The organism is Qingrenia yutianensis, assembly GCF_014385105.1.
Taxonomy (GTDB): domain Bacteria; phylum Bacillota; class Clostridia; order UMGS1810; family UMGS1810; genus Qingrenia; species Qingrenia yutianensis.
The window spans coordinates 62,329-73,328 of record NZ_JACRTE010000009.1 but is presented as its reverse complement, the minus strand read 5'-3'; the positions used below and the strand labels follow the sequence as shown (position 1 = coordinate 73,328).

The 11,000-nt window shown below is 35.7% G+C and carries 12 protein-coding genes and 1 riboswitch; of the genes, 3 read left to right on the top strand and 9 right to left on the bottom strand.

The genetic code is table 11. The annotated features are described in order from the left end of the window. Nucleotides 1-720 precede the first annotated feature (720 nt). The 6 genes from H8706_RS08400 to H8706_RS08375 form a co-directional block, all read right to left on the bottom strand. Nucleotides 721-1,611, bottom strand: a complete 891-nt coding sequence (locus tag H8706_RS08400; protein WP_262432251.1) for a hypothetical protein — start codon at nucleotides 1,609-1,611, stop codon at nucleotides 721-723. Nucleotides 1,612-1,697: 86 nt separating this feature from the next. Further along, entirely contained in the window at nucleotides 1,698-2,669 is a 972-nt protein-coding gene (locus H8706_RS08395) for a hypothetical protein (RefSeq protein ID WP_262432250.1), read from the bottom strand. Nucleotides 2,670-2,747: 78 nt separating this feature from the next. Next, the gene (locus H8706_RS08390; protein WP_262432249.1) at nucleotides 2,748-3,272 is read right to left on the bottom strand and encodes an RNA polymerase sigma factor; all 525 of its coding nucleotides are present in this window, start codon (nucleotides 3,270-3,272) and stop codon (nucleotides 2,748-2,750) included. A 149-nt stretch (nucleotides 3,273-3,421) separates the two neighbouring features. Then, complete coding sequence (locus tag H8706_RS08385; protein WP_262432248.1) at nucleotides 3,422-3,874, bottom strand: DUF6147 family protein; 453 nt, start codon at nucleotides 3,872-3,874, stop codon at nucleotides 3,422-3,424. 179 nt (nucleotides 3,875-4,053) lie between these two features. Next, entirely contained in the window at nucleotides 4,054-4,323 is a 270-nt protein-coding gene (locus tag H8706_RS08380) for a phage holin (protein WP_262432247.1), read from the bottom strand. Then, entirely contained in the window at nucleotides 4,316-4,552 is a 237-nt protein-coding gene (locus H8706_RS08375; protein ID WP_262432246.1) for a hypothetical protein, read from the bottom strand. The genes H8706_RS08380 and H8706_RS08375 overlap by 8 nt, the downstream gene beginning before the upstream one ends. Before the next feature lie 430 nt (nucleotides 4,553-4,982). On the opposite strand from H8706_RS08375, the gene H8706_RS08370 reads away from it, so the two are divergent. The 3 genes from H8706_RS08370 to H8706_RS08360 all read left to right on the top strand — a co-directional run bounded on the left by H8706_RS08370 (nucleotide 4,983) and on the right by H8706_RS08360 (nucleotide 7,956). Beyond that, nucleotides 4,983-5,402, top strand: coding sequence for an RNA polymerase sigma factor (locus tag H8706_RS08370; RefSeq protein WP_262432245.1), 420 nt, complete (start codon nucleotides 4,983-4,985; stop codon nucleotides 5,400-5,402). Nucleotides 5,403-6,381: 979 nt separating this feature from the next. Beyond that, nucleotides 6,382-6,576: an excisionase gene (locus H8706_RS08365; protein ID WP_262432244.1), complete on the top strand. Its 195-nt coding sequence runs from the start codon at nucleotides 6,382-6,384 to the stop codon at nucleotides 6,574-6,576. A 120-nt stretch (nucleotides 6,577-6,696) separates the two neighbouring features. Then, on the top strand, nucleotides 6,697-7,956 hold the full coding sequence (locus H8706_RS08360) for a site-specific integrase (protein WP_262432243.1): 1,260 nt from the start codon (nucleotides 6,697-6,699) through the stop codon (nucleotides 7,954-7,956). 316 nt (nucleotides 7,957-8,272) lie between these two features. Here the strand turns inward: H8706_RS08360 and H8706_RS08355 are convergent, their stop codons facing one another. Genes H8706_RS08355 through H8706_RS08345 form a run of 3 tightly spaced genes read right to left on the bottom strand, consistent with a single transcriptional unit; the run spans nucleotide 8,273 to nucleotide 10,642 of the window. Beyond that, a complete protein-coding gene (locus tag H8706_RS08355; RefSeq protein WP_262432242.1) occupies nucleotides 8,273-9,004 on the bottom strand; it encodes an amino acid ABC transporter ATP-binding protein in 732 nt (243 codons plus the stop codon). Beyond that, a complete protein-coding gene (locus tag H8706_RS08350; RefSeq protein ID WP_262432241.1) occupies nucleotides 9,001-9,771 on the bottom strand; it encodes an amino acid ABC transporter permease in 771 nt (256 codons plus the stop codon). Before H8706_RS08350 ends, H8706_RS08355 begins: the two co-directional genes overlap by 4 nt. A 22-nt stretch (nucleotides 9,772-9,793) precedes the next feature. Continuing rightward, nucleotides 9,794-10,642 (bottom strand): transporter substrate-binding domain-containing protein, encoded by an 849-nt coding sequence (locus H8706_RS08345; protein ID WP_262432240.1) that lies wholly within the window; start codon nucleotides 10,640-10,642, stop codon nucleotides 9,794-9,796. Nucleotides 10,643-10,741: 99 nt separating this feature from the next. Further along, nucleotides 10,742-10,911, bottom strand: a riboswitch (Lysine riboswitch). Nucleotides 10,912-11,000 lie beyond the last annotated feature (89 nt).

The following is an 11,000-nucleotide window of genomic DNA, read 5'->3' as shown; positions in this document are numbered from 1 at the left end:
GCCCTTTCTTCGGGACTTAATTTGTACTTAGGCATAACTAAAACCTCCAAAATGATATTTTTATTATATATCATCTTGGAGGTCTTGTATAGACTTTACACAAAATTTGGGATAGTCTCTTGGATTATACACCCTGACCACAAATTTTGTTACCGAGTTAACCCCCGAATTACATGATGCATATAACAGTGCTTCTGATGTGTTAATTGTTGCCTTGTTTATGCAATAATTATTATCTCCCAAATAGGTTGACGACACTGTTTCAGGGTGATTGCAATACAACATTGTTTGGTCTGAATACTTTGTGTATCTCAAGGACGAAAGCGGAATTGCATTAAAATTTGTCGAACCCGATACCCAACTCGGGTTATCCAAAGTGGATTTAACTGAAAAAATTGACATATTTTTTCTCCTTCCGATTAAATAATGATTGTGTTGTCTTCTGTAAAACGTTTTACAATATATAAAGAGATATTTTAGTTCTTTAATGTAAACTCAATTCATTGTTTATTTTTTGATTTATAATCTTTGCTAATGCATTTTTTAAAAACAAGTCACATTTTATTACATTTATAAACTATAAACCCCTTAATATTTCTTTAAGCTTTTCAAGCCCTTTATTGTTGTACTTTAGAGTGTGACGTTCTGTGCTGCAATTTATTTTTTGGTTATTATTTGCAAAAAAGTACAAGAGCGGCATAACCACTCTTGTACTTTTTATTAATGTAATTGATAACGATGATTAATCTTTATCGAGTCTGAATTGGCAGTTGTGCCTGACAATGTTGAGATTTTTAACTCCGAAATGTTTGCACCTTGTACAGACCACGCATAATCAATCTGTGAATCGGTCCAATTTGACGTACCAAGTTTTAAATTAGTCAAATTTGCATTTAATACCGATGAATCAGCATCATCATGTGTACCATCTTCATTTTGAGGAACAAGTGAAATAAATCTCATAAAACGAAGTTTAGGATTTGAATAATCGGCATCAAACAATTCTCCTGCTTTAAACCTATATGTTAAAATACATGTTGCTAGTGTTACGGATGCACTCCTATATGCATATGTAACCTTTACGATGTCATTACTTGATGTTTTGCTAACATCAATTCTTATATCACAATATCTCGCACCTGAATAATTGTTTTTATAGAATTGCCAAATTTTTGTAACCGACGAATCTGAACAATTTACTTCCGGCTCGGGTGCTGTCCCGCCGTGTGCTATTGCGTATGAAACCCACCCTTTGGTTTTGTCATAAGTAAGTCCGATATCAAAGCTAAAAAACTTGCTTGAACCATCTGTTACAAGACCAAGAGAAATATATGCATTTCTGTCCTTGGGAGTTACACTAACTGAATTAAAATCAACAGTAGCGCTTGCGGAGTTATAATTTGTTGTATATGGCGCTTGAACATAATAATGTGCACCTGTGTTGCATTCTGAAACGGGTTTTATATGATCTTTAAATTTTGCAAAGTCCCTACGCATACTTTCATATGACTTGTAAATATATCCGCCTAAATCACCATAGAGATAAAATACGCCTGACGTGATATTGTCATACTGGGTTGAGTACTGATCTTTTGTAATTTTTACTGACATTAAGAATCCTTCTTTCTCTTTATTTATTGTAAAACGTTTTACACTAAATAAAGAGAAAGAAGGATTTAATTTTGTAAACCTAAATATCAATTTATATCATACGTTGTTATATTAACTTTTTCTAACTCACAGGTGTCAAGATTAAGTTTATACTCGCCCGATTCAAAAGTGTCACGACTTCCCATAAGCGAAAACTTGTATGCTGTACGGTTAGCTTTAAATATCAAATATTTCCCGTCATCTGAAAAACGGAGATTTTTGTTATCGTCACCATATACAGATGTACCGATAGGCGTGCCTATAAACGAGTATGTGTCCAAAATATTTGTATAGTCTAAAATTCTGCCGTTTTTGTAAAACCTGACTGCCGTAATACTTCTGTCCGGAGGAAATGCATATCTGAAAGCACCTCGGTGTATGTATTGAGTGTATTCCCCACATACGTATTTATCAATAATTTCTGCAGACGTATAAGCTTTGGCATCCTCCATATCAGTTTCAAATTTATTGATATTGTCATTGTAAAGATAATTAACAGAAATATCGGAATATATTTTTAAAACCCTTGAAGAGTCATTATATACGGATGTCATAAAATATTTCGGATTGTTTTCTATGCTGAAACTTCCGTTTAATCCTTTGTCTTTCAGTTTATTCAATTCTTCTGCCGTAACGGCGAGCTTACCTCCTATATTTACAGCATCAATTTCTTCGCCGTTTAATATTGCTCTTATATCTGTCTCATAAGTGTACCCAATAATTTCACCAACAGCATTCTTTTCTATTGTTGGAAAAAAGCCTTCTTTTGCATTCCCTGTTTTATTAACAAATAAACATCTTACCTCATCACAATAATATACACTAAATCCATAGTTTGATAAGTCTTCAAGACAAATCAACGTTTGCCCACCAATATTATAACCTTTAATGGGTATGCCATCCATATATGTTAATATATCTGTTGAATATATAGGCTGTATCACATCTCCGTTAGCAGCATTAGCAGAAACAGCATTAAACATTAGCATAAATAATCCTATAATTAAAATCCTCTTCATAAGAAACCTCCTCGCTTGCTTGGTTACAGTATATGTATATTATACTATATTTCCATCATTATATCAAATAAAATCTCATTACAAATCTTTTAATATTTCTTTGAGCTTTTCAAGACCTTTAATCTTGTTCTTATATACCGACTGTCTTGATAATTTCAGTTTCTCCATTATTTGCTTATCCGGCATCATATGCATAAATTTAAGTATGATCACATTTCTCTGATTTTTAGGAAGCTGTTCCAGCGCATATTGTAAATCTACATTTATTTCAGAAAAATCATCATATAGCATTGATATATTTTTGATTTCTTCTATACCACACAAATATTCATTCTCCCGTTTTTTTATCTGTTGTTTTATATATTTTATGTACGCATTGTATATAGATTGGCTAATATAATTGACAGCCTGTCCATCATTGCTTAAATACGGCATATCATTTATTAGTTGTATCACACTTAGTATTAAGTCATTTTCTGCATCTTCGTAATTCATTTTATAGGAATATTTTCCTATCAATGGTTTGAATTTGTTTAATAATTCCAACATGCTATTTGGGTTTCCGGCTTTTGCTTCGGAAATCAAGTTACATATAACACACATTTCATTCACTCCTTTTTTATTAAGGAGAAAGAATGTGTGTCAGATGTAAACCTGCAAATTAATTAAATCCAAACAATTTTATCGATATATAGAATTTATAAATTTTGAAGGGGGTTAATAAGTTTTCATTGTTGAAATATAATTAAATATTAATATACATATGCAACTCCAGCTTCCGAGTGAGTCGTTTCCGTCAATCCGTTGTGCTTAACTGTATGTGTTGCTTCTATCATATAGTTATAACCGGACTCGACAGTTACTTTTTTCTTCGGGTATGCCGCATGATATGTATTGTATTCTGTTGCTGAATCAGTCCATATCGCCAACCAATTGCCAGGTGATATTTCTTTTAAGATAGTAAGTGTTACTGTCAATTCCGTTGCATCGTAATATGCATCGGTATGTCCGCTTACCATTACATATCCGCTGTAAGGCGAGATTGTACAACCACCGCCTTGAAGATATCGCCCTCTCGGCTGTATTGTTACACTTTTTATCGTATTGTCCTGTGCAGTAGATTCCGGGGAATTTGCTGCGAAAACAGGTACCTGCATTGACAATGCTAATATCAACATTAAAGATACTAATTTTAACTTTCTCATTTTTATAAATCCTCCTGTGTTTTTGGTATTTTACCCCCTTCATCTATATATAACGTTTCATATTTATTTTTTTGTTATTTTTCGCAAAAAAAATAAAAAGCTTTGGAATTTATAAATTATAAATCAAAGCTTTTTAATAATATGTAAAGCAAAATTGTATCCTTTTTATTCTTTAATTGCTACTTGACAGGATTATTATATGAAATTGCACGCTTGCTATCGCCAATACCCTGCGTTGTGGGATCTACCACAGCATTATATATACTCGTAGCAATAAGGCAAAGTATATAAGGATTTGACAAAGCCTGTTTAAAAATATCAAAAAAACTGTCCCAAGTTGTAATATCTTTTGCTGTAATTCCTAAATATGCAAATATAGGTGCCATAATAGATATTCCAAGTTGCACATAAAATACTGGGTTTTTAAACCGTACTTTCCAATTAATCATTTTTGTCCTCCTTTTCCAATCTTTTCAAACGATTATTATTCGCTTTTGTTTCCTGCTCCACTATCGTCATACGTTCAACAAGATTATTATGAGCCTCAACCTTTTTTTCAAGTTGTTCAATTCTATAAAGGGTTTTATCACTAGATTTCATAACACCCATCATAGAACCAATAACTGTACCTAACATCGAAATAACTGACACAATTATAGTGCTATCCAATTCAATCATTTCCGATTATCACCTCCGTCTTGTTTAATACAATTCTGCATATTCTTATAAATAAAGAGAACTTATTTTGTTCAAATGTAAATACATAATGAAAGTTTAACAAAAAAATTTGTATCTTTCGTTATATATTTTTAGAATGTGATTTTAAAATATACCGTTAAGTGGCTATAGTTATAACAAAAGATGCTTATCGAAGTGTACCGCACAGTGAAAGTGCCACATTTTAAGTGCTGTGGTATTTTGAATTAGCGAGGTGCTTACTATGGACAAGTGTCTAAAATTTAAAGTTAGCACAAATCAAAAAATAAATGCTGTTGACCTCGAAAGTGTTAAAAAACCTTTTGGGGTCATTTTTAGTATCGACTATTTTTATATCAGAGCACCTCCAACTCCGATTTGAATTTTACAATTAATCTAATCGGAGGTAAACATGAAAAAAATAAAATTAAAAAATGAGTATTATTGGTATAATGACAGTAAATACATAGAACTCCCCGATAATATAGCAGAAGTTTTCACAGAATTTGAGAGAGCTGAACACAGATATTTGGAAAAGTTGCGTTATCATAAAGCATTTTACTCTCTTGATAATGGAAACGGAATTGAAAATGATATACTCGTTGTTCCGCAACTACCTGACGAACTGTACGAAAAGAAATTAAATCAAGCAGAACTTTACGCTGCTATCAATCAGTTACCCTATACGCAGGCTAAACGCATTTATGCTCATTATTTTCAAAATATGACTTATGTAGAAATAGCCAAAACTGAAGGTGTTGATGCAAGTGCCGTAAGGCACTCTGTAAAACGAGGTTTAAAACAAATTGAAAAAATACTAAAAAATTTTTGACCTACCTGGTCCGCTTTTGGGATTTTTTTCTGCATACTTATAGGGGAACAAATTTTGTGCAGTCCTTTGACGGACTGTAACAATGAATTTGAAATCCTTTTATCCTAAATAATTGTTATTTTACAAAGAAAGCACACAAGATAACAGCGGTGCAGCATAACGGCAAACAGATACATTCCGATACGGACGAGCCAAGTGGCAGATACGCCAAGACGATAGTTTTTGCTTCTACTTCATTCTTCTATCAAGAGATAAAAAATTATCCGAGCGAGAAATATCAATGCCGCAAAGCAAGGCAGCAATCTTGCAGGCGATAACTTTATATCGGGACAATGATACTTCTACCCAGCCACAGTCCGAGCGGATAGCAATTCAGGGTTCCCGCAAAAGCATAGCTTTTGTTGGAAAAGAGAACAATCGCCTGATAAGCGATGCCTTTGCCGACAGGCAAAGCGAGCCCAAAGGCGAATTGTGAACGCCGTCGCAGGCAATGGGGGTAGCTCAGTCGGATGGCGGAGAGGTGAAATTCCTATGGAGTGTTCTTGCAATACACCGTCTGAAATTGCTTCAAAACAAAAAATTAAGTTGTACCCGTCTTTCGGGACGGGTACAGCTTTAACTCTTTGATATTAGAAATTAAGGCATTTTACGAGTGCTTTAATTTGTGGTATTAAAATTCAATTTTTTCTCAAAAACTATATACAAATACACTAAACCGTGATATAATATGTAGTGTATTTGTATAAGGTGGTGATTTTATGACACATATTGAGAAAATCAAAAATTTAATTGATAAGTATAACGGTATTGTAACTTCCGCTATGCTAAAAAAAAATAATATACCAATATTACATTTGAAACTGTATGCCGTACAATTATTGAAGTAATGAATAATGTTAATTTTTAATAAAACCAAATAACAGATTTTAAGGATTGCAAATTTTGCAGTCCTTTTTGTTTTGCCAAAGGGGGTAATTTTGTGAAAGAGATACCAATATGGGAAAAAAGCAATTTAACATTAGAGGAAGCTGCTGCGTACTCAGGTATAGGAATAAACAAAATCAGATTACTTTCTGATAAAGAAGATTGTGAATTTGTTTTATGGGTCGGAACAAAGCGGCTGATTAAGAGAAAGAAACTTGATGAATATATAGAGAGAATGTACTCTATTTAATAAAACACAACCATCTGTTTACATTGAAATTTTTTTGCTTATACCGTGTGATTCAGCTATACTATATATAAGCGATTGTTCCCTTTCAATGTAACGCTATATTGAAAGGAGCAGATTTATATGCCAAGTGCAGTCACAAGAAAAGCAAAAAATAACAGGAGGTTAGATAAAAGCAGAATTACACTCCGCAAAGGAGAAACCCAAAGACAAGACGGTATATACGATTACAGATGGACTTCGCCGGATGGAAAACGCCATTCCATATATGCAAGTACGCTTGAGGAGCTTCGGGCAAAGGAAGAACAAATAACGGTCGATGCTCACGATGGGATAAAAACCGAAACACGAATGGTTACGGTAAATGAAATGTTTGATTTATGGTGCGACTTGAAGCGAGGAATAAAAGATAATACATTTCAAAACTATAAGTATATGTATAACCTTTTCATAAGACCGAACTTTGGAAAAATGCGAATAACGATGGTCAAGAAAACTGATGTAAAAAGGTTTTATAATACTTTGGCTGATGGAAAAATATTAAAAGTATCAACCATAGACACACTGCATAATATACTCCATCAAGTTTTTGATATGGCACTCAATGACAATTATATCCGGCTCAATCCAACCGACAATATGCTGAAAGAATTAAAAAAGGCACATAATTTTTCGGTTGAAAAACGCAAAGCATTGACTATTCCGGAACAAGAATTGTTTATGCGATTTTTGAAGGACAGTCCGCAATACAACCATTGGTATCCCATATTTGCAGTAATGCTCGGAACGGGTATGCGTGTCGGAGAACTTACAGGATTAAGATGGTGTGATATTGATTTTGACGAAGATCTAATCAGTGTAAATCATACATTAGTATTCTATAATCACGGAGATAATAAAGGGTGTACTTTTAGTATCAACACACCGAAAACCGAAGCTGGAAACAGAACTATTCCGATATTACCGTCTGTTAAAGAGGCATTGCAAATGGAGAGGAAAATGCAACAAGAGTTTGATGTTAAATGTAGTGTAAGCATTGACGGCTATTCAGATTTTATATTTGTTAATCGTTTCGGAGCAACGCAGCATCAAGGAACGCTTAACAAAGCCATCAAACGAATAATCAGAGATTGTAATGATGAGGTTTTGTTGAAAAGCAAAGAAAAAGACCCCGTATTATTACCACCGTTCAGTTGCCACTCGCTACGACATACCTTCACCACCCGTGCGGTTGAATCCGGAATGAATGTCAAAGTGTTGCAGGAAGTTTTGGGACATAAGGATATTTCAACTACTTTGAACATATACACCGATGTTACAAGGGATACAAAGAAAAAAGAGGTGTCTACACTCGGAAATTACTTTGAAAATCTGTCAATTTAACTACTACGCCACACTACGCCAATTACTACGCCAAACCTCCTATGTTGTGTAAATATTTATGTAGAGTTATGAAAAGCAGAAGCCCTTGAAAACGGCTTGACAAAAGGGTTATGTAGAGTTATAATAACTTATATAATTGTTGAGAATAAAATCCCCACAATGAAGCCGTTGGATAAGTAAAATCGGTATTTCGGATAGTTTTTGAACTTTGATTTTAATATTAAATTTATCTAACCGAAACAAAAACCCCGCTTTGAAAAAGTTTTTTCAGAGCGGGGTTTTCTTCATAATTAAATTTTTCGTCAATTCCGACGGACTAATTATTCATAAATCTTGTCAAAAATGCCTTTGTTTCGGGGCATTTGGGATTTGTGAATATCTCCTGCGGTGTGCCTTCTTCGCATATTACACCGTCATTCATAAACACAATATGATTTGCAACGTCACGTGCAAACGCCATTTCGTGGGTTACAATAATCATTGTAAGTCCCTCTTTTGCGATGTTCTTTATAACCTCAAGAACCTCTCCCACCATTTGCGGGTCGAGAGCGCTCGTCGGCTCGTCAAACAAAATTACGTCGGGTTTCATTGCAAGCGCACGCGCTATTGCCACCCTCTGTTTCTGTCCGCCCGAAAGCTGACGCGGTTTTGCGTTGATATACGGCGCCATACCAACTTTTTCAAGGTAATACATCGCCTCTTTCTTCGCAACCTCTTTGCTCGCTTTAAGAACTTTCATCTGACCTATCATACAGTTTTTCAAAACTGTCATATTCTCAAAAAGGTTAAAGCTTTGGAAAACCATTTCAACCTTTGCGCGGTAAGCAGGGATATTCTTCGTTTCGAGAATATTCTGTCCGTTATAGATAATCTCGCCGCCGGTCGGCTCCTCCAAAAGGTTTATGCATCGGAGCATTGTTGATTTTCCCGAACCGGACGACCCGATAATACACGTTACGTCGCCTTTGTTAACCGAGAAATTTATATCTTTCAAAACCTCATTTTCGCCGAAAGATTTTTTTAAACCACTAATAGAAATTACACTCATCTTGCGCCCTCCTTTGCCGTAAAGCTTTCGTCCGGCATTGTAGACGAATGGTGGATAATATATGACGAAGGACCGTCAATTTTGTGCTCTATATATTTAAGAATTCTCGTTATGGTGAACGTGAGAACAAAGTAAATCACGCACGCCACAACATAGGTTTCAAAAATCGCCCACGTCATTTTAGAAATTTTCGCTGTGAAGAAGAAAAGCTCCGTAACGCCGATAACGTTAAGCACCGAGGTATCTTTGATGTTTATAACAAACTCGTTGCTGATTGCAGGGAGAATGTTTCTCATAGCCTGCGGAACAATAACATTCATCATTGTCTGCCAGTGGTTCATCCCCACAGAATATGCGCCCTCAAACTGACCTTTATCTATTGAAATGATACCTCCGCGGACAATTTCAGCCATATATGCACCCGTGTTTATCGACACGATAAAAATACCTGCCGGAATGAGTGCGAGCGTCTGACCGTCGTTCATAAACGCGTATCCCCAGAAGATAACCATAGACTGAACCATCATAGGCGTGCCTCTGAAAATTTCAACATATGCGCTGATTATGAAATTCACAACCTTTAAAATCACTCTGACAACCGCGTTTTTAGAGGTCGGAATTGTTCGTATAATACCCGTTATAAGTCCGATTACAAGACCTATAAGCGTACCTGCGAGGGCTATAAGCATTGTATAGCCTATGCCCTGCAGAAAATAACCGTTATATTTCACGGCTATGTCTATTACTTCTTTTAAAAATGCCGTCATTATTATCTACCTGCCAAATAAATTATTCTTCAACCGGAGCGATTGCAACCATACTTGCCATAAGCTCCTTCTGTGCGTCGGTGCCGAAATCTTTAAGCACACCGTTGATTTTGTCTTTGAGTTCAGTGTTGTTTTTCTTAACGCCGACCGCGATACTTACTTCATCATCATCAACTTTGAAGCCTGTGCCGTTATTTACAAACGGAATGTAGTCGTATGCTTTATCCATACAAACCGCCATTGCTGTGGGTTCTTCGGCAACATAGCCTTCGATTGTGCCTGCTTTAAGCGCGATAAGCATTGTTGTGAAGTCAGACATTTCGTTTGCCGCGGCTTTTGTCTGCTCGGAAAGCGCAGCAAGGTGGAATGTTCCCGACTGTGCGGCGATTTTTTTGCCGTCCAAATCCGCTATTGTTTTAACGTCTTTAAGGTTTTCCGCTTTCTTTACAATAACAAGGTTTGATGTAAAGTAATTATCCGAAAAGTCGATTTTTTCTCTTCTCTCTGCGGTAGGACTCATACCTGCGATAATCATATCGAACTTGCCCGACTGAACACCGGGGATTAAGCTGTCCCATTCATACGAATAGATTTCAAGTTTTTTGCCGAGTGCTTCGGCAATTTTCAAAGCAACCTGAACGTCATAGCCGTTTGTATACATATTATCAACGTTTTTAATCGGAACGGCGCCGTTGGAATCGTCTGCCTGCGACCAGTTATAGGGCGCGTAGTTGCACTCCATACCGACTTTCAAAACATCACTGCCCGACGCACTGCCTGCGTTATCTTCGGTTTTTTCTGCTGTGTTTCCGCAAGCAGCAAAGCTTGCCGTAAGCACAAGCGCCATAATGATTGCAATAATTTTCTTCATCTGTCATTACCCCTTTTTTAATTTTTTCAACGTCAAAAAAGCCGTATACGCTAAATAGTTTAACGTACACGGCTTTAAAAACAAACCAAAATACTTCAAACTATGGATAGCGCTTCACAAAAGTGACAGTCTGCAACATATTCTGCTGCAGCCCAACACACAGATTTCAAGGCAAATACCGTATGTTTCGGCGATATTTCCTTTCATTCGGGTTAACGCCTTTGTTATATGCCCGAATTACTGATAAACACCGCACCTCTACCATTAGTTGACTGTTGAATTTATAATCTTTTTAGATTATCTCACATTTTTATGCAAATGTCAACACTTTTTTCAAAAATTTGACCTAAAAAAGTTG

Coding starts and splice junctions, on each gene's coding strand:
- H8706_RS08390 (WP_262432249.1), bottom strand. CDS start 3,272: ATGTGTGTTATATGTAACTTGATTTCCGAAGCAAAAGCCGGAAACCCA.
- H8706_RS08385 (WP_262432248.1), bottom strand. CDS start 3,874: ATGAGAAAGTTAAAATTAGTATCTTTAATGTTGATATTAGCATTGTCA.
- H8706_RS08360 (WP_262432243.1), top strand. CDS start 6,697: ATGCCAAGTGCAGTCACAAGAAAAGCAAAAAATAACAGGAGGTTAGAT.
- H8706_RS08400 (WP_262432251.1), bottom strand. CDS start 1,611: ATGTCAGTAAAAATTACAAAAGATCAGTACTCAACCCAGTATGACAAT.
- H8706_RS08375 (WP_262432246.1), bottom strand. CDS start 4,552: ATGATTGAATTGGATAGCACTATAATTGTGTCAGTTATTTCGATGTTA.
- H8706_RS08350 (WP_262432241.1), bottom strand. CDS start 9,771: ATGACGGCATTTTTAAAAGAAGTAATAGACATAGCCGTGAAATATAAC.
- H8706_RS08370 (WP_262432245.1), top strand. CDS start 4,983: ATGAAAAAAATAAAATTAAAAAATGAGTATTATTGGTATAATGACAGT.
- H8706_RS08380 (WP_262432247.1), bottom strand. CDS start 4,323: ATGATTAATTGGAAAGTACGGTTTAAAAACCCAGTATTTTATGTGCAA.
- H8706_RS08355 (WP_262432242.1), bottom strand. CDS start 9,004: ATGAGTGTAATTTCTATTAGTGGTTTAAAAAAATCTTTCGGCGAAAAT.
- H8706_RS08395 (WP_262432250.1), bottom strand. CDS start 2,669: ATGAAGAGGATTTTAATTATAGGATTATTTATGCTAATGTTTAATGCT.
- H8706_RS08345 (WP_262432240.1), bottom strand. CDS start 10,642: ATGAAGAAAATTATTGCAATCATTATGGCGCTTGTGCTTACGGCAAGC.